The sequence below is a fragment of the Reyranella sp. genome, from assembly GCF_965279465.1.
GTDB lineage: Bacteria > Pseudomonadota > Alphaproteobacteria > Reyranellales > Reyranellaceae > Reyranella.
In genome coordinates this window covers 5,960,709-5,982,392 of record NZ_OZ257242.1, presented here as the reverse complement: position 1 = coordinate 5,982,392, position 21,684 = coordinate 5,960,709, and the positions used below count along the sequence as shown (strand labels likewise).

The 21,684-nt window shown below is 66.9% G+C and carries 21 protein-coding genes; 9 read left to right on the top strand and 12 right to left on the bottom strand.

The annotated features are described in order from the left end of the window. Window positions 1-8: 8 nt before the first annotated feature. A complete protein-coding gene (locus ACQY8M_RS29165; protein WP_428663312.1) occupies window positions 9-2,063 on the bottom strand; it encodes a calcium-binding protein in 2,055 nt (684 codons plus the stop codon). Between the two features lie 706 nt (window positions 2,064-2,769). Further along, window positions 2,770-2,973, bottom strand: coding sequence for a 30S ribosomal protein S21 (gene rpsU / locus ACQY8M_RS29160; protein WP_020696578.1), 204 nt, complete (start codon window positions 2,971-2,973; stop codon window positions 2,770-2,772). A 124-nt stretch (window positions 2,974-3,097) separates the two neighbouring features. On the opposite strand from rpsU, the gene ACQY8M_RS29155 reads away from it, so the two are divergent. Next, window positions 3,098-3,757 (top strand): COQ9 family protein, encoded by a 660-nt coding sequence (locus ACQY8M_RS29155; RefSeq protein WP_428663309.1) that lies wholly within the window; start codon window positions 3,098-3,100, stop codon window positions 3,755-3,757. Here ACQY8M_RS29155 and ACQY8M_RS29150 read toward each other — a convergent pair. The 3 genes from ACQY8M_RS29150 to ACQY8M_RS29140 all read right to left on the bottom strand — a co-directional run bounded on the left by ACQY8M_RS29150 (window position 3,714) and on the right by ACQY8M_RS29140 (window position 5,559). After that, window positions 3,714-4,736, bottom strand: a complete 1,023-nt coding sequence (locus ACQY8M_RS29150) for a 5-(carboxyamino)imidazole ribonucleotide synthase (protein WP_428663307.1) — start codon at window positions 4,734-4,736, stop codon at window positions 3,714-3,716. The two genes, ACQY8M_RS29155 and ACQY8M_RS29150, sit on opposite strands and share 44 nt — an antisense overlap. 72 nt (window positions 4,737-4,808) lie before the next feature. After that, a complete protein-coding gene (gene purE / locus ACQY8M_RS29145) occupies window positions 4,809-5,327 on the bottom strand; it encodes a 5-(carboxyamino)imidazole ribonucleotide mutase (RefSeq protein WP_428663305.1) in 519 nt (172 codons plus the stop codon). Between the two features lie 7 nt (window positions 5,328-5,334). Beyond that, a complete protein-coding gene (locus ACQY8M_RS29140; protein ID WP_428663303.1) occupies window positions 5,335-5,559 on the bottom strand; it encodes a YdcH family protein in 225 nt (74 codons plus the stop codon). 42 nt (window positions 5,560-5,601) lie between these two features. Between ACQY8M_RS29140 and ACQY8M_RS29135 the strand changes: the two genes are divergently transcribed. After that, window positions 5,602-6,177: a TIGR02444 family protein gene (locus ACQY8M_RS29135; RefSeq protein ID WP_428663301.1), complete on the top strand. Its 576-nt coding sequence runs from the start codon at window positions 5,602-5,604 to the stop codon at window positions 6,175-6,177. 83 nt (window positions 6,178-6,260) lie between these two features. Here ACQY8M_RS29135 and ACQY8M_RS29130 read toward each other — a convergent pair whose 3' ends face one another. Further along, on the bottom strand, window positions 6,261-6,824 hold the full coding sequence (locus tag ACQY8M_RS29130) for a UbiX family flavin prenyltransferase (RefSeq protein WP_428663298.1): 564 nt from the start codon (window positions 6,822-6,824) through the stop codon (window positions 6,261-6,263). Window positions 6,825-6,929: 105 nt separating this feature from the next. Here ACQY8M_RS29130 and ACQY8M_RS29125 point away from each other — a divergent pair, with 105 nt between their 5' ends. Continuing rightward, complete coding sequence (locus ACQY8M_RS29125; protein ID WP_428663296.1) at window positions 6,930-7,103, top strand: YdcH family protein; 174 nt, start codon at window positions 6,930-6,932, stop codon at window positions 7,101-7,103. Window positions 7,104-7,187: 84 nt separating this feature from the next. Here ACQY8M_RS29125 and ACQY8M_RS29120 read toward each other — a convergent pair whose 3' ends face one another. Together ACQY8M_RS29120 and ACQY8M_RS29115 are read right to left on the bottom strand one after the other, a co-directional pair. After that, the gene (locus ACQY8M_RS29120; protein ID WP_428663293.1) at window positions 7,188-8,552 is read right to left on the bottom strand and encodes an SrfA family protein; all 1,365 of its coding nucleotides are present in this window, start codon (window positions 8,550-8,552) and stop codon (window positions 7,188-7,190) included. Between the two features lie 68 nt (window positions 8,553-8,620). Then, complete coding sequence (locus ACQY8M_RS29115) at window positions 8,621-10,285, bottom strand: acyl-CoA synthetase (RefSeq protein WP_428675534.1); 1,665 nt, start codon at window positions 10,283-10,285, stop codon at window positions 8,621-8,623. Window positions 10,286-10,697: 412 nt separating this feature from the next. Between ACQY8M_RS29115 and ACQY8M_RS29110 the strand changes: the two genes are divergently transcribed. After that, window positions 10,698-11,621 carry a Tim44 domain-containing protein gene (locus tag ACQY8M_RS29110; protein WP_428663291.1) on the top strand — a complete coding sequence of 308 codons (924 nt, stop codon included), beginning with the start codon at window positions 10,698-10,700 and terminating at the stop codon, window positions 11,619-11,621. A gap of 59 nt (window positions 11,622-11,680) precedes the next feature. Here ACQY8M_RS29110 and ACQY8M_RS29105 read toward each other — a convergent pair whose 3' ends face one another. The 3 genes from ACQY8M_RS29105 to ACQY8M_RS29095 all read right to left on the bottom strand — a co-directional run bounded on the left by ACQY8M_RS29105 (window position 11,681) and on the right by ACQY8M_RS29095 (window position 13,578). Beyond that, window positions 11,681-11,989, bottom strand: a complete 309-nt coding sequence (locus tag ACQY8M_RS29105) for a hypothetical protein (RefSeq protein WP_428663288.1) — start codon at window positions 11,987-11,989, stop codon at window positions 11,681-11,683. A 5-nt stretch (window positions 11,990-11,994) separates the two neighbouring features. Then, the gene (locus tag ACQY8M_RS29100; RefSeq protein WP_428663286.1) at window positions 11,995-12,963 is read right to left on the bottom strand and encodes a Bug family tripartite tricarboxylate transporter substrate binding protein; all 969 of its coding nucleotides are present in this window, start codon (window positions 12,961-12,963) and stop codon (window positions 11,995-11,997) included. 99 nt (window positions 12,964-13,062) lie between these two features. Continuing rightward, window positions 13,063-13,578: a hypothetical protein gene (locus tag ACQY8M_RS29095; protein WP_428663284.1), complete on the bottom strand. Its 516-nt coding sequence runs from the start codon at window positions 13,576-13,578 to the stop codon at window positions 13,063-13,065. Window positions 13,579-13,643: 65 nt separating this feature from the next. On the opposite strand from ACQY8M_RS29095, the gene ACQY8M_RS29090 reads away from it, so the two are divergent. The 5 genes from ACQY8M_RS29090 to ACQY8M_RS29070 all read left to right on the top strand — a co-directional run bounded on the left by ACQY8M_RS29090 (window position 13,644) and on the right by ACQY8M_RS29070 (window position 19,738). Further along, entirely contained in the window at window positions 13,644-14,777 is a 1,134-nt protein-coding gene (locus ACQY8M_RS29090; RefSeq protein WP_428663282.1) for a peptidoglycan DD-metalloendopeptidase family protein, read from the top strand. Between the two features lie 13 nt (window positions 14,778-14,790). Next, window positions 14,791-15,810 carry a tripartite tricarboxylate transporter substrate binding protein gene (locus ACQY8M_RS29085; protein WP_428663280.1) on the top strand — a complete coding sequence of 340 codons (1,020 nt, stop codon included), beginning with the start codon at window positions 14,791-14,793 and terminating at the stop codon, window positions 15,808-15,810. Between the two features lie 13 nt (window positions 15,811-15,823). Next, complete coding sequence (locus tag ACQY8M_RS29080; protein WP_428663278.1) at window positions 15,824-17,731, top strand: propionyl-CoA synthetase; 1,908 nt, start codon at window positions 15,824-15,826, stop codon at window positions 17,729-17,731. A gap of 163 nt (window positions 17,732-17,894) precedes the next feature. Continuing rightward, entirely contained in the window at window positions 17,895-19,415 is a 1,521-nt protein-coding gene (locus tag ACQY8M_RS29075; protein WP_428663276.1) for a 3-hydroxyacyl-CoA dehydrogenase, read from the top strand. 179 nt (window positions 19,416-19,594) lie between these two features. Then, window positions 19,595-19,738 carry a hypothetical protein gene (locus tag ACQY8M_RS29070; protein ID WP_428663273.1) on the top strand — a complete coding sequence of 48 codons (144 nt, stop codon included), beginning with the start codon at window positions 19,595-19,597 and terminating at the stop codon, window positions 19,736-19,738. Between the two features lie 9 nt (window positions 19,739-19,747). On the opposite strand, the gene ACQY8M_RS29065 is transcribed toward ACQY8M_RS29070, so the two are convergent. Further along, window positions 19,748-21,571: a hypothetical protein gene (locus ACQY8M_RS29065; protein WP_428663271.1), complete on the bottom strand. Its 1,824-nt coding sequence runs from the start codon at window positions 21,569-21,571 to the stop codon at window positions 19,748-19,750. Window positions 21,572-21,684: the final 113 nt, after the last annotated feature.

Here is a 21,684-nt window from a genome sequence, read left to right as displayed (position 1 = left end):
ACATTACCCTAGACTATCGAGAAGTCATTGGCGGTGAGCGCAAGGCCCGCAGAAAGCTGTGCGAACTGTGTCGCGCCGCCGGCGGCGTTGCCGTTGCTGTCGTAGAACAGCTTGCCGGTGTCGGTCTCGTAGATGACGCGGTCGCTGGCATCCTGCGCCGTGCCGCTGGCATTGGCGGCGAACTGGGCCAGGCTCAGCGTCCCGGTGCCCGCGATGGCCGTGAAGACCGCGTTGTCGAGCTGGATCGTGTCCGCGGCGACGTTGAAGTCGGTGATCGTGTCGATGTTGGACGCGCCGAGGGCACTTCTGAAGACGAATACATCGGCGCCGAGCCCGCCGGTCAGCACGTCCGAACCCGTTCCGCCATTGAGGAAGTTGCGGTCGGCGTTTCCGACGAGCGTGTTGTCGAGCGAGTTGCCGGTGCCGTTGATGGTGCCGCTGCCGGTAAGGGTCAGCCGTTCGATGTACTGGCCGGTCAGGTTGAAGCTGACGGAGCTGTTGACCCGGTCCGTCCCTCCGCCGTTTTTCTCGACCACGACGTCGCCGGCATTGTCGACTGTGTAGGTGTCGTTGCCGGCGCCGCCGGTCATCGTGTCTGCGCCCGTCTTGCCGTCGAGGACGTTGTTGCCGGCGTTGCCGGTGAGGGTATTGGCGAGCGAGTTGCCGGTGGCGTTGATGCTGCCGCTGCCGGTCAGGGTCAGGCGTTCGATGTATTGGCCGCTGAGGTCGAAGCTGACGGAGCTGTCGACCCGGTCCGTTCCTTCACCATTATTCTCGACCACGACGTCGCCGGCATTGTCGACCGTGTAGGTGTCGTTGCCGGCACCGCCCGCCATCGTGTCCGCGCCCGTCTTGCCATTGAGGACGTTGTTGCCGACGTTGCCGGTCAGGGTGTTGGCGAGCGAGTTGCCGGTGGCGTTGATATTGCCGCTGCCGGTCAAGGTCAGCCGCTCGATATACTGGCCGGTCAGGTTGAAGCTGACGGAGCTGTTGACCCGGTCCGTTCCGTCACCGCTTTTCTCGATCACCGTATCGCCGGCATTGTTGACAATGTAGGTGTCGTTGCCGGCGCCGCCTGCCATCGTGTCGGCCCCGGCGGTGCCGGCGAGCGTGTCGGGTCCGGAGGTGCCGAAGATGGTGGAAGTGTCGCCGAGCCAGGGCGAGCTGGTGTCGAGTGCCGGACGTGTGGAGAGGAAGGTCGTGCCGGAGACGCTCGCAGGACCAGAGGCGATCTGGGTCGACGTGAGACCGTAGATGTCGTTGCCCGACAAGCTCGCGGTGACCGTCGTGGCATTGCTTAGCAGGACCGCGCTGCTGGTCCGGTCGTTCACCACCACATTGTCGGTGACGGTGAGGCTGGAGCCGCCATAGGCCGCGCTTTCGCCGCCGTAGTGGATGATGGCGGGATTATCGGTATTCAGGCCCTGCTGAATCACATTGTCGCTGACGATGCCTACACCGCCATTGGGCAGGTCGATGCTGTAGCTGCCCGTGCCGGTGTTATCGTAGATGCGCGAATTGGTAATGGTGGTGGAGTGCGCACGGCTCTTGATCTGATGGCCGATGACGGCGTCGTGGAAGTAACTGTCGTCTATGACCAGGGACGCGATCTCGCCGACATAGAGGTTATGCGTATAGCCATCGCCGGTGCCGTTGTGGTCGAATTCCGAGCCGGTGATGCGGATCGTGCCGTTGGAAACAGGATTCGCCAGGAGGCCATTCTGGTTATCATGGAAATAGCTGTCGATAATGACCAGGTTGCCGCCCTCATAGCGAATTCCGGCGCCGTTGCCGTCGGCCACGGCGGTGCCGGAGAAGCTGAGATTCCGGACCGTCACGTCCGTCTCCGTGACGAGGATACCCTTGCCGTTAGGCGGTGCCTGGGTGGCGACGAAGTTCGCCATGCCGCCGACGCCCTCGATGGTGATCTTCGTGCGGACTATCGCGAAGTCGTTCACGTATGTGCCGGCCTGCACGGCGATGACGTCGCCATCGTGCGAGGCGGCGACCGCTGCGGCGAGCGTCGCATAAGCCTGTCCGGCCCCGACATTGAGTGTTGTCATGAAAATTTCCCCGAATGGTTCGGCCATACCATGCCGCAATGGCCGCCGTACCGGGTGGCAGACCTTTGCTTAGCCGGCTCTACCTTGCGAGGCGTCGACGTCGCCGCCTGAGCTCCCGCGTCATGGTAGACTGCCCTCGAAATCGCGACGCTTCAGAGAAATCGTTTCTCGCGTCGCTGCAGTGACCTACCAAATCACTTCCCTCCCGGCCTAGTGACCTATGTGTGTCACCCTGGGCTTCAGCGAGCAGTTCCAGCGTTCGATACAATCCACCCATCGCCGCGCAGGTGTGAACTGGTGTGCTCGAATGGTGATGGGACGGCGAAGCTGACTCGCGAGCCCAGCCACCAATCGAGCGGAAGGCTCAGCATCGGGGTGACTTGAAGGGCAGACCCATGGCCGGTCCATCGCACGGCGCTGGTTCCGTCCAGGGGAGCGACGGATATCGTTACAATTCGATGACAGCCAGTTAGAATTCTCTTGTGGCCTTGATAGCGGACCCGATACGTCTCGCAGAGCCTCGATCCGCCTCTTGCTTAATCGCGCCCCGAGCGGGACGACCATGAGCTTTCGGCGCACATGCTCCTTTGGAGCGCGAGCTTCCAGCTCGCTCATGTTCTGGAGCGAGCGCTCTCCCCAAACAAAAACCCCCGGCATCGCCGAGGGTCGTCGTCTCGCTTCGAAGCAGCGGCGCAGAGAAAGGGAACTAGTAGCCCTCGCGCTCCATGCGCTTGCGCATCAGCTTGCGGGTGCGGCGAATCGCTTCGGCACGCTCGCGGGCGCGGCGCTCGGACGGCTTCTCGTAATTGCGACGGAGCTTCATCTCGCGGAAGATGCCCTCACGTTGCATCTTCTTCTTCAGGACGCGCAGCGCCTGATCGACATTGTTTTCGCGGACGAGAACCTGCACTTCGATCGCTTCCTTCCAAGCTGGAAGGCCCCGGAGGAAATCTCCGAAGCCGAAATTCGAGGCCGGGGTGTTATCACAGGCCCCCCGCCTTGGGAAGCCCCGGCTGGAGGCTTATAGTCGCTTCATGGATGATCCCGATAGGCCCGATTTCGATCCCGACGCCTCCCTGCGTAGCCAACTGGCAGAGGCGGTCGCTTCCGAAGCGGCCTTCAGCGGCTGGAGCTTGGGCGCAATGCGGACTGCTGCCCGCCATATCGGCGCCCCGGAGGGCGAAGCGGAACGGCTGTTCCCCGGCGGGCCCGTGGCGGTGTTGGCCTGGTTGTCGGAACGGGCCGACCTCCTCACCGTCGAGGCGATGGAAGCGGCGGGCGCGTCCGGGCTCAAGATCCGCGAGCGCATCAAGACGGCGGTTCGTGCGCGGATCGAGCGGACAGTCGGCGGCCGGGAGTCCGTGCGACGCGGGCTTGCCATGCTCGCGTTGCCGCCCAACGCCCCTCTGGGGCTGAAGCTGCTCTACCGGACGGTCGACGCTCTCTGGTATGCCGCCGGCGACACCAGCACGGATTTCAACTTCTACACCAAGCGGGCGACCCTGGCGGGCGTCTACAGCGCGACGCTTTTCTACTGGCTGAACGATCGCTCCGAAGGCAGCGAAGCGACTTGGGGATTCCTCGACCGGCGCATCGACAACGTCATGCGCTTCGAGAAGTGGAAGGCCGACCTGGGCACGTGGCGCGGACCTAAGCGTTGGGCGGCAAGACGTCCCAATTCCCGACATAGGTGACGTGGCCCATCTTGCGGCCGGGCCGTGCCTTGGCCTTGCCGTAGAGATGCAGCCGCGCCGTCGGGTCGGCCACGAAGCGCGGCCAGTCGTTGGCCTCGGCGCCGATCAGGTTCTCCATGCGCGACGGCGCCAGTACGTCGACAGCGCCGAGCGGCAGGCCGCAGATCGCCCGCACCAGCTGCTCGAACTGGCTGGTCGCGCAGGCGTCGATCGTCCAGTGGCCGGAATTGTGGGGGCGCGGCGCCATCTCGTTGGCCAGCACGCGGCCGTCCCTGGTCACGAACATCTCGAGCGCCACCAGGCCCGCGAGGTCGAGGCTCCGGGCGAGTTGTATGCCCAGCCGCTCCGCCCGGGCGAGCACCGTTTCGGGCAAGCCCGAAGGCACCGTCGTGGTGCGCAGGATGCCGTCGCGATGGTCGTTCAGCCCGATCGGGAAGCAGCGTGTCGTGCCGTCCAGCCCGCGCGCCACGATGGCCGAGATCTCGCACTGGAAGTCGACCAGCGCCTCGAGGATGCACTCGCGCCGGCCAAGCTTCTCCCAAGCAGCCTTCAGCCCGTCCCTTGTCGAGACCCGGGCCTGGCCCTTGCCGTCATAGCCCTCGGTGCAGGTCTTCAAGATGCCGGGCAGGGAGGTCGCCGCGGCCAGATCGGCTTCGCTGCAGATCGGATGGTAGTCGGCGGTGCCGATGCCGGCCTGGCGGAAGAACGCCTTCTCGCGCAGCCGGTGCTGGGCGAAATGGATCGGGCGGGTGCCCGGCCGCACCGGTTTGCGCCGCTTGCATTCGGCGACGGTCCATTCCGGCACGTTCTCGAACTCATAGGTGATGACGTCGACCTGGGCGGCGAAGCGGGCGAGGGCGGCTTCGTCGTCGTACGCGCCCTCGACGTGCCCGGCGGCGACCTGGGCCGCTATCGAATCGGCCTCCGGCGAGTAGATGATCGAGCGATAGCCAAGCCGCGCCGCCGCCAGCGCGGTCATGCGTCCAAGCTGTCCACCGCCCAGGATTCCGATGGTAGAGCCAGGCGGGATGATCTCAGGAGCCGACATTTGCTAGCGGTGAGCCGGGGTGTCGTCCGAGGGGGCCAGGGCCACTGCATCGGTCTGCTTGGCGCGCCAGGCGCCGAGGGTCGCGGCAATCTTGGCATTGCCAAGGCCAACGATCGAGGCCGCTAGAAGGGCTGCATTTATGGCTCCCGACCGGCCGATGGCCAAGGTGCCGACAGGGACGCCGGCGGGCATCTGAACGATGGAAAGAAGACTGTCCATGCCCTTCAGCGCGGCACTCTCGACGGGTACGCCCAAGACCGGCAGGGCCGTCATGGCCGCCGTCATGCCCGGCAGGTGGGCCGCCCCGCCCGCACCGGCGATGATCACTTTCAGCCCGCGCTTCTGGGCGCCGCCGGCATAGGCCGCCATCCGTTGGGGTGTCCGGTGCGCCGACACGATGCGAGCCTCGAACGGCACGCCCAGCGCTTCCAGTGTGTCGGCGGCATGCTTCATGGTCGCCCAGTCCGACTGGCTGCCCATGATCAGGCCGACCAGGGGAAGGCTTTTCGCGCGCTTGGCCATGTGTCTCTCAGGCGATGATGTCGGGGATGAGCCGGCTTTCCAGCTTTGTAATCTGGTCCTTGAGCCCGAGCTTGCGCTTTTTCAGCCGCTGCAGCTGGAGCTGGTCGAACGGCGGCTTCTCGATCAGCCGGTCGATCACCTCGTCGAGGTCACGGTGCTCTATCCTCAAGGTCTCGAGCTTGGCCTTGATGACCTCGAGGTCCACGTCCAGGGGGTCTGTGTCATTGCTCATCAGCGTTGCGCCGTGTACCCCTTCGGCCGCCCGAAGGGAAGCATGTCGGATTTCCTCCCCCATCCGTTCTGGAACTTCTCGCTGGAGATCTACGCCGGTGAAGGCGTGGCCGAGGCCTGCCTGGATCTGCAGGACCGCCGTGGCTGCGACGTGAACGTACTGCTGTTCTGCTGCTGGCTCGGAGCCTCCGGCCGTCCGACCCTGACCGCCGACCGGCTGCGTTCCATCCTGAAGGTGAGCGACGTCTGGCAGGCCGAGATCGTCCGCCCCCTGCGCCAGGTCCGGCGGCTGCTTCGCGACAAGCCGTGGCACGAGGCGCTGCCCGAGACGGTCGACGCCGCCCGCCGCCGTGTCGCCGACGCCGAGCTGGCCGCCGAGCACGCCGAGCAGCTCAAGCTCGCGAGTCTCTACAGCCCGCCCGCCGACCGCGACCGGCCGGTCGAGAAGCGCCTGCGCGCCGCCGTCGGCAATCTCGGCGTCTATGCCGTTTGCCTGGGGGTGGTGCCTGACGCCAGGGATCGTGCCCGTGTGGTGGCGCTCATGGCGGCGACCTTCCCGGGCCTCGCGGCCGAAGAAATCGTGAGGGCAGTAGGAACTGCCCCCGCCCCATCATCCTGAACCTGCCGGGAGCGCGACTCTCCAGAGCCGCTCTTGGATGTGGAAAACCCGAAGGAAGAGCGGCCCTGGGGAGCTGCGCTCGCTCAATTCCAGCGCTTGACGCTGCCTGAATCGAGGTCGAACAGGTCGAGCACTCGTCCGACCGTATGATCAATGATGTCGTCCAAGCTCTTGGGGCGATTGTAGAAAGCTGGCACGGGTGGGGCGATGACAGCGCCCATGTCGGCAAGTGTTGCCATGTTGCGCAAATGAATCGCATGCAGTGGCGTTTCCCGGGCAACCAGGACCAGCTTGCGGCGTTCCTTCAGCACGACGTCGGCGGCTCGTGTCAGCAGGTTGCTGGTGATGCCGTGGGCGATTTCGCCAAGGCTGCGCATGGAGCAGGGGGCCACGATCATTCCGGTCGTTCGGAAACTTCCACTCGAAATCGCGGCCGCGAGATCGTCGATCCGATATGCCACATCCGCGAGCCGCCGGACGTCGTTCACCTTCAGATCCGTCTCGTGCGCCAGCGTGACCTCGGCGGTCCGCGTCATGACGAGGTGGGTTTCGACTGGCAGCTCGTGCAGCGCCTCGAGCAGGCGGATGCCGTAGATGACGCCCGAAGCGCCCGAAATCCCCACGATCAGCCTCGGACGGTCGGTCATGCCCGCCATCCTACAGCGTTGTGAACAACGCGGGGAGCGCGGGTTGATTCGCCTTCACCGAAGAGTCACATTTTACAGTGTCGCCACACAGCACGGAGGTTGTCTATGAGCACCGTAGATCACGTCGAAGCGCTGAAGGCCAAGCATGCGTCTCTCGAGCATGCAATCAGTGAAGAGACTGCGCGACCGTATCCCGACGACGATGCGCTCTGCAGCCTCAAGAAGAAGAAGCTCCAGATCAAGGATGAGATCACGCGGCTGATCGCAAAGCCGCACTGACTTCGGATCAGCTTTCACCTCTGAAACCGTCGCCGGTGCGCGTCGCCCACGCACCGGTGATGGCTGCGCCACGGAGCGAAGGCGCTAATTGATCCTGTGCAGGTTCACACGCCAGGAGACCGGGCCGAACCTGCCCTGGGAACGGCCCACACAGTCGGCCACTCCATCGGCGCCGCGCTGGCAGACCAGCTGGTCGGCGTACCAGTGCGAGCCGTCATTGCAGGTCGAGTCCGAGTCGCGCAGCGCGAGGCTGGGGCCGTTGAACTGCGCACGGGCGCGCGTGCGGCAGGCGGTTCGGCCGCGCCGCCATTCGAGGCTGCCGTTGCCGTTGGCGTCGAAGCAGTACGACGAGATGCCGAACTCCGGTTGCGATACCTCGTGCTTGAACCGGTCGGTGCGCCAGCAGCCCTGCATGAAGGAGTAATCGTTGGTCGGTCCCGCCGGCATGCGCATACGCCCATCCGACGGGCGCGGCGGCGGAGCAGGGGCCGGCGCAGGCCTGGGCGGCGGCGGTGGGACGGCTTTTGCAATCTGCGGGGGCTTGGGCGCTTCTTTCGGTGGTTCCTTCGGCGGCTCCTCTTTCGCGACCTCCGGCGGCTTGCAATTGGCGATCCGCTTCTTCAGCTCGCCCTCGATCGTCGCGAGCTCGAGCCGCAGTGCCTTGGCGCGCGCTTCCTCCGAGGACAGCGAGGCCTTCATCGCCGGCGACGGATCCGGCAGCGGAAGTGCAGCGGATGGCGCCGCCGGTCCTTCGCGCGTCGCCATCGCGAGGTCGGGATCGGCTGGCAGCAGCTCGCGCAGCAGCCACGCGCCGCCGAGCAGCAGGAGCAGCAGCGGCAGCGCCAGGAGCAGCGACCGGACCCATGGGATCGTCACCGGCGCGGCGCGCACCGCCAGCGCGGTCGACATCGGCGGAGATGACGGCGCCGCCGGCTCGAGCACCGACCGCCGCTCGCCCACCGGCTGCGGCGCGCGGGGCAGGGCAGGGCCCATCAGGCTCGCAGCCGCCTCTTTCTCGTAGCCCCAGCACACGACGACCGGGCGGTCGCCGACCAGGAACACGAAGGATTCCGCCGGCTTCCTGGCCGCGAGCTGCAGCGAGCGGCCGACCACGCCGATGTCGTCGCCGCTGCCGGCGGTGGTGAGCGTGCCGCCCAGCCTGGCGATATCGGCGAGCGTGGCGTCGACCCGGGCGAGGACCTCGCCGCGCTGCGTGGGATCGAGATCGGCGACCCGGCGCACCTCGCCGGTCCAGCCGGCGTACCAGTCGATCGTCTTGCCGTCCTCGTGGAGCTGCGGCTCTGCCAGCAGATCGCCTGCGGGATCGCCCAGGCGGCGGCGTACGACGCGGCGCAGCTGGCTCGCCGCATTGTGCAGCGGCTCGCCGCGCACGCCCAGCGGGCGGACGCCGGTACGCGTGGTTACGATGAGCGTGCTCTCGCCGGACATTCCGCGCCGAGATTAACCGGCCGATTGTGGCACCGTCATGCTCTTCCGGACTGGTCCAAATGAAGCCGTCAGGCCGACTTCGCCCAGTCGCGCAGGACGTATTTCTGGACCTTGCCGGTCGAGGTCATCGGCAGCTCGCGGAACACCACGAAGCGCGGGCATTTGAAGGAGGCGAGGTTGGCGCGGCAGTGGGCGATGATCTCCTCGACCGTGGCCGACGCGCCGGGCTTCAGCACGACGAATGCGCAGGGCGTCTCGCCCCACTTCTCGTCGGGCTTGGCGACCACTGCGACATTGGCGACGGCGGGATGCTTGATGATCACGCCCTCGACCTCGATGGTCGAGATGTTCTCGCCGCCTGAGATGATGATGTCCTTGGAGCGGTCGCGCAGCTCGATGTAGCCGTCCTCGTGCATGACGCCGAGATCGCCCGAGTGGAACCAGCCGTTCTCGAACGCTTCCTTCGTCGCCGTCGGGTTCTTGAGATAGCCCTTCATGACGAGGTTGCCGCGGAACATGACCTCGCCCATCGTGCTGCCGTCGCGCGGCACTTCTTCCATCGTTGCCGGATCCATCACCGTCACGCCGTCCTCGGCGGCGTAGCGCACGCCCTGCCGGGCCTTCAGCCGCGCACGCTCGCTCGAGCCCAGCGCATCCCATTCCTCGTGCCAGGCGCAGACCGTCGCCGGGCCATAGACTTCCGTCAGGCCATAGACGTGCGTGACGCGGAAGTTCTCCTTCTCCAGCGCCTCGAGCACGGCAGCAGGGGGCGGCGCCGCGGCGGTCATGAACTCGATCCGGCGCGGCAGCGTGCGGCGCTCCTCGGGCGTGGCGGCGATGATGAACTGCATGATGATCGGCGCGCCGCACATGTGCGTCACGTCATGGTCGACCAGCGCGTCGAAGATCGACTTGCCGCTGATTCGCCGCAGGCAGACCGACGTGCCGGCGACCAGGGCGAGTGTCCACGGGAAGCACCAGCCGTTGCAATGGAACATCGGCAGCGTCCAGAGGTAGATCGGATGCAGGCCGATAGGCCACTGCGTGGCGTTGCCGTAGGATGCCAGCGTGGCGCCGCGGTGGTGGAACACTACGCCCTTGGGGTTGCCGGTCGTCCCCGAGGTGTAGTTGAGCGAGATCGCGTTCCATTCGTCGGAGGGATACTGCCAGGCGAAGTCCGGGTCGCCGGTGGCGATGAACTCCTCGTAGGTCGTGTCGCCGATCGGCACGCCGTCCTTGAACTGCGGATCGTCGATGTCGACGACGAGCGGCTGGACCGTGGCGATCGCCAGCGCCTCGGTGGCGACCCGGTGGAATTCGCGGTCGACGATCAGGACCTTCACCTCGCTGTGGTCGAGGATGAAGGCGATCATCGCCGCGTCGAGGCGGGTATTGAGGCAGTTGAGCACCGCGCCGGTCATCGGGACGCCGAAATGCGCCTCGTACATCTCGGGGATGTTGGGCGCCATGATCGCGACCGTGTCGCCGACGCCGATGCCGATCCTGTCGAGTGCCGAGGCGAGCCGCCGGCAGCGCTCGTAGGTGGCGGCCCAGGTCTGCCGCCGCGGCCCGTGCACCAGCGCCAGCCGCTCGGGATAGACGCTGGCGCTGCGCTCGAGGAACTGCAGCGGCGTCAGCGGTGCGTAGTTGGCGGCGTTCTTCTCGAGGTCGCGCTCGAAGATGCCGCCGGCCAGCGGCGTCGTCTTGTGCGGCGCGGGCCGGGGGCTCGGCATGCGCGTCACGGGGCGGTCCTTCACCGGACGGCGCAGCGAGGGGCGGGGGACGCTCTTGGCTGCAGCCTTGGCGGCCGGCTTGGGCAGGGCGGCCTTCTTCTTGGCGGCCGGCTTCCTCACCGCCGCCTTCTTCGCCGCCGGCTTGCTGGCTTTGGCGGCCTTCGGCTTGGTGGTTCCGGCCTTGCCCGAACCCGTTTTCGATGTCTTTCTGGCCATAACCCCGTCCTCTTCGCCCCAGCGAGGCACTTTCTCATGAAGTCCGGTGGAGAACACCACCCCGAATTCGCACAAGGTCAGCAAAAGCGATCTTGAACCGCGCGGTCAGGCGTCACACATTGCTGGCGCCGTCAATGACCGGCAACAGGGGTGCTTGAAAATGAGAACAAGTCGTTTGCTTGCGGCGGTGGCCGCGATGATCCTTCTGGTTCCCGCCTTGGCCGACGCCCGCGTCGGCGGCGGGACCAATAGCGGCAGCCGCGGCAGCAAGACCCAGCAGGCGCCGGCGCCGACCCAGACTGCGCCCACGGCCAAGCCGGTCGAACGCTCGGCGACGCCGACCCAGCAGGCCCAGGCGCGGCCGGCGGCAACGCCCGCTGCAGCGCAGGGTGGCTTCTTTGCCCGCAATCCATTCCTGTCCGGCATGATGGGCGGTCTCATAGGCGCCGGCCTGATCGGCATGCTGTTCGGCGGCGGCTTCGGAGGCTTCGGCGGTATGGCCGGCATGCTCGGCCTGCTGGTTCAGCTCGCGCTGATCGGCGGCCTGGGCTATCTCGCCTATCGCCTGTTCAAGGGCCGGTCGGCCGCCCCCGCGGCGCCGAGCCCGGCCTATGCCGGCGGTATGCCGCGCCCTGCTGAGGCGCCGATGGGCCGTAGCCTGCTCGCAGGCATGGGTGGTAGCGGGGCCGGTGCCGCTGCAGCAGCCGCTCCCGCGGGCCTCGCCATCGCGGCGGAGGACTTCAACTCCTTCGAGAAGATGCTGTCCGACATCCAGTCGGCCTTCAGCCAGGGCGACCTCGCCAAGCTCAGGGCAATGGTTACGCCCGAGATGCTCGGCTACTTCTCCGAGCAGCTGTCGGCCAACGCCAGCCGCGGGGTCGAGAACAAGGTCGACGCGGTCAAGCTCGAGCAGGGCGACCTGTCGGAGTCGTGGAGCGAAGGCGGCATCGACTACGCCAGCGTCGCCATGCGCTTCAGCATGATCGACGTGACCCGCCGCATCGCCGACGGCACGATCGTCGAGGGCAATCCAGCGGTCCGCACCGAAGCGACGGAAGTCTGGACCTTCCTGCGCAGCCGCGGCGGCAGCTGGATCCTGTCGGCCATCTCGCAGGGCTAGCAATCGGTCTTCAAGGGGCGCGCCGCTTTCGGGTGGCGCGCCCTTTTGCGTTCTCCGGCCTACAGGATCTCGATGGGATTGGTGCGGATGACGAGCTGCTCCTGCCGGAAGGTACGGGCCAGCTCGCTTCGCATCTTTCGCCACCAGCGGCGATCGAGGCGCTCCGTCATGACCTCGAAGATGACGATCTCGTCGTGGCTCGCCGCGCCGGTCGGTCCGTGCCAGGCGCCCTCCGCCGGCGAACGGACATAAGCCGTCACACCGCCGAATTTCTTGGTGAAGGCCGTCTTCACGATAAGATAGGCCGCCTGCTCGAAGGCCTGGCCGTTGTTGTCGTACAGGGGCAGCAGGACTTGGACCAGGTGCATCGTTCCTACTCGAGCTTGATGTCGAGCTCCTTGATCAGACCGGCAAAGTAGACCCTGTCCTCGCTCACCTGTCGCCCGAAGTCGGCGGGCGATTGGTGCTGCGCAATCTGCGCCACGCCCACCAGCTTCTCCTGCAGGTCCGGTTGGGCGGCCGCCTTCGCGGCTTCCCCGGAAATGCGGTCCAGCGCGTCCTGCGGTGTGCCCTTGGGCGCAAGCAGACCGAACCAGCTGCGCTCGCGGAAGCCCTTGAGATCGAGCCCGGCCTCGCGCGCCGTCGGCACGTCCGGCAGGTCGGGCAGGCGCATCGCTCCTTCCTGCAGAACGGTCCGCACCTTGCCGGCCTTGTGGTAGGGCACGAAGGACGGATCGAACACCATCTGGATGCGGCCGTCGAAGATGTCGCCCGTGGCGTCGACGATGGTCTTGTAGGGCGCGTGCTGCATCTTGATGCCGGCGGCACGGGTCAGCACCTCGCCGGTAAGGTGCGTGATCGTGCCCAGCCCCGACGAGCCGTACCAGTATTGCCCCGGATTCTGTTTGGCGAGTACTACGAACTCCTGCCAGCTCTTGGCGCCGAGCTTGGTGGTGATGGTGACGGGCAGCACCGGCGTCGACAGCCGGCACACCGCCGTCAGCGCCTCGGGATCGTACGGCACTTTCCGCACCGACGGCGTGATCGCCATGATCGCGGTCGGCGACAGCAACAGCGTGTAGCCGTCGGGTGCGCTACTGGCGACCATCGCCGCGCCGACGCCGCCCGAAGCGCCGGGCTTGTCCTCGACGATGATCTGCTGGCCGAGCGCCGTGCTCATCTTGTCGGCATAGAGCCGGGCCACCTGGTCGGCCGAGCCGCCCGGTCCGTAGGGCACGATCATGCGGATCGGTTTGGTCGGCTTCCACGTGCTTTGGCTTCGCGCGGCCAGCGGCGCCAGCGTGGCAAAACCCGCGGCGAGCGCGGTCCGGCGTCGGATCATCTGTTCCTCCCATTCGTTCTTCTTGCTGGAAGGATACGGCCAGCGCGCGACGCTGGCGAGATCCGCAGTGCACCCGAGTCAGGGGCGCCGATCGCTTGGTTACGCCTTGATCAGGCCGAACGAGTCGAAGAACTTGCGTGTGTCGGGTTTCACTTCAATGCCCGGCGCGCCGCTGACCATGAGCTGATAGAGCTTGCCGCGGATCCAGTAGATGCGGACCGCGATGTTGAGGGTCGGGGATTGGACGACCGTGAACTCGCGGCCGGGGAAACGGCCGAGCGTGAGCTTGGTCTCGTTGCGATAGCTGCTGCCCGTCGACATGTTGTTGCGGAAGGTGTCGAGCATCACGTCGGCCGATGCAGCGCCGGCGATGCGCGGCGGGTAGACGATGAAGGACGCCTGGTAGGTCGCTCCCCGCGTGCTCATGACGGCCTCCTTCATCGGCGCCGTCTCTTTGTTGCCGATCGGAATGTCTGCCGTGTTGAGCTTGGGCGTTCCCGGCATCTCGACGTGGAAGTTGCCTTCCTCGTTGCGGTAGTTGGACCAGCCTTGGGCCGAGGCAGCGCTACAGGCCAGAAGGGCGGCAGATCCTGCCAGGAATGCCCGTTTTTTCATCGTGCGATATTACTCCATGCCCTCTATTCTGACCCGGCTTCGGGGGGAGCAGAGGGGATACATCGATGCGCCACTTTCGGCGGAAGGCTGGCTGGCTGGTCGGCGGGCTCTGTGTTGTAGCGCTGGGTGCCAGCCTGGTCGCTGTGGGATTCTACCATCGCGCGCTCGAGCGGGCCGAACGCGAGGTCGGCGCCTTGCGTGGCGAGGCAGCGTGGCGCGCGCAGGCGGAGGCGGAGCGTTCGGCGCAGGACCGCGCGGTGGTGGAGCGTCTCTCCGCCGAGCGCGAGCACGCGATGGCCGCGGTCGAGGCGCAGGCGCAGATCGTTGCCGAGCAAAAGGGCCGCATCGAACGGCTCGCCGCCGAGCACGCCATCTCGGTCAGTTTCGCCGCCTCAGAGCAGGCGCGGCTTCTCGCCAAGCGCGATGCCGCGCTCGAGGAAATCGCCGACGAACGCGCGCAGCTCGCGCGCGAGCGCGACCAGGCGCTGGCCGAGCGCGATGCGACGATGAACGAGACCCGCTGGGCGCTGCGCGAGCTCGATGCGCGAGCCCAGGCAGCGACGGCCGATGTCGAGAAGGTCATCGTCTCTGCCGGCCTCGATCTCAGCCGGATCGTGCCCGAGCCGAACCGGTTCCGCCGCATCGGCGCGCGCGGCGGCCCCTATATTCCCTGGAAGCAGCAAGTGACGTTGGCCGAGCATGCCGAGGCCGCGCAGTTGCGCACGCTGACCCAGCAGCTCGACCGTCTGAGGTCGCTGCGCGACGTCATGGTGCGGCTGCCGCTGGTCGCGCCGGTGACGCATGCGATCCTGTCGGACGGCTTCGGCTATCGCCGCGATCCGGTCAACGGCGGCGGCGCGCGGCACGAGGGGCTCGATCTGCGCGCGGTGCGCGATTCGGCGGTCATCGCCCCGGCCGCGGGCACGGTGGTCGCGGCCGGGTGGGACGGTGCCTTCGGCAACATGATCCAGATCGACCACGGCTTCGGGGTGGTCTCGCGCTATGCCCATTTGTCCCGCATGCTGGTCCGCAAGGGCGACGTGGTCGCCCCGCACGATCAGATCGGCGTGGTCGGGGCCACCGGCCGCGTGACCGGCAAGCATCTTCATTACGAGATCTGGATCGACGGGCAGCCGCGCGATCCGATGCGGTTCATAACCGCGGCCTCCCGGTCGTTCGTCGGTTTCGTCCGGCGCTAGCACACGGCGTCGCATGTGGACGGCATTGGTCGCAGACGCGATGATGCCGGCGATGAAATGGACATTAATAGGGAGCCTCGCGCTCGCGCTCGCGCTCGGTCTCGGCGCGGGCGGCGCTGACGCGCAGAGCTGGCCCGACAGGCCGGTGCATATCGTCGTGCCGCTGACCGCGGGCAGCGCCACCGATATGATGGCGCGAATCGTCGCCCGGCAGCTCAGCCAGCAGCTCGGCCAACCCTTCATCGTCGAGAACAAGCCGGGGGCGGGCGGCACGATCGGCACGGCCGCGGTCGCACGCTCGAGGCCCGACGGCTACACGCTGCTGGTCCAGTCGGCGTCCTACACCGTCACGCCGACCACCTATCCCAACACGCCCTACGACACTCAGCGCGACCTGATGGGGGTGACGCCGCTTGGCCTGCTGCCACAGGCGCTGGTGGTCGCACCGTCGCGCGGCATCGACTCGGTGCAGGGGCTGGTCGCCGCGGCGAAAGCCAAGCCCGGCACGCTCAACTACGGCTCGGCGGGCATCGGCACGGCCAACCAGCTCAATGCCGAGCGCTTCCGCATCGGCGCCGGCATCGATGCCGTGCATGTGCCGTTCAAGGGAACGCCCGAGGTGTTGACCGAGGTGATGGCAGGACGTCTCGACTACTTTTTCTGTCCGGTGAATGTCTGCGTGCCGATGATCCGCGAGAAGCGGCTGCTGGGGCTGGGCATGGGCAGCAGCAGGCGCTCGGCCGCGCTGCCCGACCTGCCGACGACGCTCGAGCTCGGAGTGCCGAACTCGGATTATAATTTCTGGGTCGGCCTGTTCATGCCGTCCGGCACGCCGCGCGACATACTCGGCAGGCTCTACGCAGAGACCGCAAAGGCGATCGAGAGCCCGGACCTGCGTCAGGAAATGGCGAAGCTCGGTGCCGAGCCGAACCTGATCCCGCCGGAGGCCTACAACCGGCAGCTCAAGCAGGAGATCGTCGACAATGCCGCGCTGGTGAAGGCGGCCGGCATCCCGATCGGCGGCGCACAATAAGAGGATGGAGACGATGGCGACGGGAGACATCTACCGAGCGCTGCATGCGCGCTCGTTGAACGACCCGGAAGGATTCTGGGCAGTGCAGGCCGAAGCGATCGATTGGAGCAGGCGCTGGGACGCCGTGCTCGATTCGAGCAACCCGCCGTTCTATCGCTGGTTCAGGGGCGGCGAGCTCAATGCCTGCCACAACGCGCTCGACCGGCATGTCGAGGGTGGCCGCGCCGAGCAGACCGCGCTGATCTACGATTCGCCGGTTACCGGCACCAAGGCGAGCTTCACCTTTCGCGCGCTGCGCGACCGCGTGGCGGCGATTGCCGGCATGATCGCGGCGCAGGGCGTCGGCAAGGGGGACCGGGTCATCCTCTACATGCCGATGATCCCGGAGGCGGTGATGGCGATGCTTGCCTGCGCGCGGCTGGGGGCGGTGCATTCCGTCGTGTTCGGCGGCTTTGCCGCCAAGGAGCTGGCCAGCCGCATCGACGACTGCAACCCCAAGCTCGTGCTGACGGCGTCGTGCGGCATCGAGCCCAACCGCATCGTCCACTACAAGCCGCTGCTCGACCAGGCGATCGAGATGGCGACGCACAAGGTGCCGCGTGTCATCCTTCTGCAACGCCCGGAGGGCGAGGCAACGATGATTGCCGGCCGCGACCTCGACTGGGTCGAGACGGTGAAGGGCGCCGCGCCGCACGGCTGCGTGCCGGTGCAGGCGACCGATCCGCTCTATATCCTCTACACCTCGGGCACGACCGGGTACCCGAAGGGCGTGGTGCGCGACACCGGCGGCTACTGCGTGGCGCTCCATTGGTCGATGAAGAACCTCTATGGCGTGAAGCCGGGCGAGGTCTACTGGTGCGCGTCGGACGTGGGCTGGGTGGTGGGCCACAGCTACATCGTCTACGGCCCGCTGATCTACGGCGCGACCACGATCCTCTACGAGGGCAAGCCGGTCGGCACGCCCGACGCCGGCGCCTTCTGGCGCGTGATCTCCGAGCACAAGGCGATGGCGCTGTTCACCGCGCCGACCGCGTTCCGCGCCATCAAGCGCGAGGACCCCGACGGCAAGCTGCTCGAGCAGTACGATCTGTCGAACTTCCGCACATTGTTCCTTGCCGGCGAGCGCGGCGATCCGCCGACCGTGGAGTGGGCGCAGAAGCTGCTCGGCGTGCGCGTCGTCGATCACTGGTGGCAGACCGAGACTGGCTGGGCGATCTGCGGCAACTTCGAGGGGCTCGATCCGATGCCGGTCAAGCTCGGCTCGACCTCGGTGCCGTCGCCCGGCTGGAAGCTCGAGGTGATGGACGACCAGGGCCGGCCGATGAAGCCGGGCGAGGTCGGCGCACTGGCGGCGAAGCTGCCGCTGCCGCCGGGCACCTTCCCGACGCTGTGGAACGCCGCCGAGCGCTACAAGCAGGGCTACATGACGGAGTTCCCCGGCTACTACAAAACCGGCGACGCGGGCTTCATCGACGAGGACGGCTACGTCTCGGTGATGACGCGGGTCGACGACGTGATCAACGTCGCGGGCCATCGCCTCTCGACCGGCCAGATCGAGGAAGTGCTGGGCAGCCACAACGACGTCGCCGAATGCGCCGTGATCGGCGTCGCCGACGAGCTGAAGGGCCAGGTCCCGCTCGGCCTGCTGGTGCTGAAGACCGGCGTCAACCGGCCGAACGAGGAGATCGTCGGCGACGTGGTCCGGATGGTGCGCGACCGCATCGGCCCTGTCGCCTTCTTCAAGTCGGCGCTGGTCGTGCAGCGCCTGCCCAAGACCCGCTCCGGCAAGATCCTGCGCGGCACCATGCAGAAGATGGCCGACAACCAGCCCTGGACGATGCCCGCCACCATCGAGGACCCGGTCGTGCTCGACGAGATCAAGGGCGGGTTGAAGGATGCGGGTTACGCCGCCAAAGATTGATCATCGCTGGGAGCGCGGGTCTCCAGACCCGCTCAGAAACTTGAGCGGGTCTGGAGACCCGCGCTCCCAGCGATGACACGCCGCTGGAGGGACGCGGTCCCGGCCTGCTAAGACGGTCGCGTCTGCGGCGACCGTGCGCAAGATCGAAGAAGAAATAGAGGACATGACGATGACTCTCGACATCAACCGCTCCGATCTCACCGTGGGCGTGGTCGGCACGGGCGCGATGGGGCGCGGGATTGCGCAGGTGACGGCGCAGGGCGGCATCAAGGCCATCATGTATGATGCTGCTGCGGGCGGAGCGGCCAAGGCGAAGGCCGGCATCCTCGAGACATTGAAGGGGCTCGTGGCCAAGGGACGGCTGACCGACGCGGACCTCGCAAAGACCGAGGCGAACCTCGGCATCGCCGAGGCGCTCGAGGACCTCAAGGGCTGCCATGTCGTCGTCGAGGCGGTGTTCGAGAACCTCGAGGTGAAGCAGAAGCTGTTCGGCGAGCTCGAGGCCGTCGTCGCGCCCGACTGCATTCTTGCCTCCAACACGTCGTCGATCCGCATCGCCTCGATCGCGCGCGCGCTGAAGCACCGCGACCGCGTCTGCGGCATGCACTATTTCAATCCCGTGCCGCTGATGAAGCTGGTCGAGGTCATCCGCGCCGCCGACACCGCGCAGTGGGTGGTCGATGCCATGGTGGCGATCGGCAAGCGCCAGACCCGCGTGCCGGTCGTCGTGGGCGACACGCCGGGCTTCCTGGTCAATCTCGGCGGCACGGCGATCGGAACCGAAGGCCTGCGCATCTACCAGGAGGGCAGGGCGAGCGTCTCAGCCGTCGACGCCGTGATGCGCGACAGCTGCGGCTTCCGCATGGGCCCGTTCGAGCTGATGGATCTCACCGGCATCGACGTGAACTTCCCGGCGCGCAAGATCATCTACGAAGGCTTCTTCCACGACCGTCGCATGACGCCGAGCCCGTATCACGAGAGCCTCTATGCGGCGGGCAAGCTCGGCCGCAAGACCGGCGGCGGCTGGTACGGCTACGACGCCAAGGGCGCCAAGGTCGACCCCGGCGCCGATCATCTGCCGTCGGTGCAGCCGGCGCCGAGCGCAGTGGTGATGGACAGCCACAACGAGAAGCTGATCGCGCTCCTCGTCGCGGCGGGCTGCAACATGCTCGCGGCCGATGATGGCAAGAGCCCGATCCTGGTCGCGCCGATCGGCAAGGATGCCACGACCACCGCGATCGAGCGCGAGATCGATCCGACGCGCACGGTCGCGGTCGACCTTACCGGCGACGCCAACAAGCGCATCACGATCATGATGCCGCCGAACGGCGACCCGCTGGTGCGCGACGCGGCCGCAGCGATGTTCGCCAAGGCCGGCACCAAGGTGACCCTGATCAAGGACTCGCCCGGCTTCATCGCGCAGCGCATGGTCGCGATGATCGCCAACCTCGGCTGCGAGATGGCGATGATCGGCATCGCCTCGGCCGCCGACGTCGACACTGCGATGACGCTCGGCCTCAACTATCCGCGCGGGCCGCTGGCGCTCGCCGACTGGCTGGGCGTCAAGGACTGCCACGAGATTCTGGTGCAGCTCCAGGCGATCACCGGCGACGACCGCTACCGTCCGAGCCAATGGCTGCGCCGCCGCGCGCTGCTGGGGATGAGCGCGACGACGCCGGAGTAGCGACATCGGCCCGTGCCTGATCGTTCGGCGAATTCACGTTCGCCTTTAGTGGCGCGGCCTGCGCGGGCCTTGGTCATCTGCGCGCTTTCGTCCTGTCTTGATGACGGGCGGATGTGACCTACGTCAGGTGCTGGGACCGGGAAGCGTCCGGCCGCTGTCTCATGCCGGAGGAGAAATCCGTGAGCGCCTTCGCCACTCGTTGCATGTTCGGATTTCTTCTGCTGGCGGCAGCATTCGGGCTCACGGCCTGCAAGGATTTTCCGGGCGCCGACGGGCGCTACGCCACGCACGACCGCGGCCAGAACAACCGCGGTTCGCCGTGAGCGGATGGCCTACAGCAACCCGGCCTCGGTCAGCTCCTTCTTGAAGTCGCTCACGATGCCGTCGGCGAGGGTGTCGACCACCCTGGGCACGGCGAGGATCTTGAGCAGCAAGGGCAGGGCGCCTGTCAGGTTGTCGTCGACCAGCTTGTCGACCACCGCCTTCAGGCGGTTTTTCAGCATCGGCGTCAGCGTGTCCGGGTCGTATTGACCTTTCGGCCATGCCGGCAGGGGGAGAGGCCCGCGTTGAGTCACGTCGGGAAGGATCGGCAGATAGTAGTCCTTCGGCGGCGTGCCGGCCTCGACATCGATCCGCTCGGAATTCCCGTCGCGTGCGAAGTCCTTGCGCTGGTCGATCGTCCAGCCGTCGAACAGCGGATTGTCGGCCTTGAGCATGAGCTCGCGCTGCAGGTAGGCCTGCATGTTGTGGCGGCCCAGCAGGAAGTCGTGGGCGCGGAAGGCGCGGCAGCACCAGCCTGCGGCGGCGAACAGCGACGTGCCGGCGAGCGCCGGCTCGCCGACCTTGGCGGGCCCGTCGGCGGATTGCGGCCGGAACGGCACGAGCTGATAGCGGCTGTAGACGTCGTCGTCGGCGAACAGCTCCATGTCCGCCGTCTGGTAGCGGCTTTCGGCGATGAAGGTCGGGACGATGTTCTTGACGACCGAGAACAGGCTCTTGCCGACATTGCCGATCGGCTGCGGCTTGTCGGCCAGCGGATCGATCATGAACATCGCGCGCGTGGCGCTGGAGCTGTCGGGCGGGTTGCGGCCGATCACGCCGGCGAGCGCGGTGTGGACCAGCGCGACGGGATCGTTGTTGAAGGTGCCGCCGTCGACGCTGGTGAGCGTGTAGATGCCCGTTTCCTCGGTCGCGGTCAGGTGCGACCAGCCCGGGTTGGGCCAGCGCACCTTGCGCCAGGGCGCCTCCGGCAGGGCATGGACCTGCGGCCGGTAGTGATAATGCTCGGCGGGGCGGACGAGCGCCCGGGCGGCCAAACCGAGCGGCATCGCGGCACTCGCCGTGGCATAGGCAACCAGCACGCCGTAGCCGGCGAAGCCCGCGCCGGCGTTGCCGTCGTCGAGCCAGAACTCGTCCTCGCGCTTGCCGATCGATGTCGCCGTCGGCTGCGGCAAGGCGCCGTTGGGAAAGGCGAACCAGGCGAAATCGTCGTGCTGCACGAAGGCCGCACCCGTGAAATCCATGATCGAGGGGATGCCGCGGACCTGGTAGGGAATGCCGCGCAGGTTGGCCAACGTGACGGCGGCGCGGAACGGCGCCGCGAAGTAGCCGAGCGTCGTGGCGGGAGAGGTGCCGATCATCGCGAGCTTGGCGCCGGACTCGTCGATCATCCTGCAATTGATCAGGGCGGGAACGTGCTGGACGGGGGTGGCCGGCGGGATGCCTGACCCGGCATCGGCGTCCTCGCCGAGATCGTCGGTCTGCAGGAGCTTCGCGATCTGGAAGTCGTTCACCCAGAGATCCCAGAGCGGATTGTTGGTTGCCTGCGGATTGGCTTCCTGGCCGGGCGGCGTCGCGTCCTGTGACACGTGCGGCACGACGCGACTGGAGAGCAGGCCGAGGATCGACGCGCACACCGCACCGCCCGACGTTCCTGCCGCCGTCTTGATCACAACGCGATGCGGCGCCTGCGGGTCGGCATGCCAGGCCTCGAGCGCCTCGAGCAGGAAGTCCAGCGCGCCGGCGGTATAGGAGCCGGCCGACACGGTGCCGCCCAGCACCATGCCGAGCTCGAACGTGCGCGGCGGCGGATCGTCCGTAACCTCGGGGAAGAGCTGCTTCAGCCGGGTGTCGTCTGCACGAGGAGGAATGGTCATGACGGGACCCTTTCTTCGCTTGGTGTCGAGGACGAAGCTTAACCCAAGCGCAGCCGAAGTTGTGGCATTTGCCACGGCTGGTGAAAGTTGGCGCGAGCCGATGTCTTCATGGC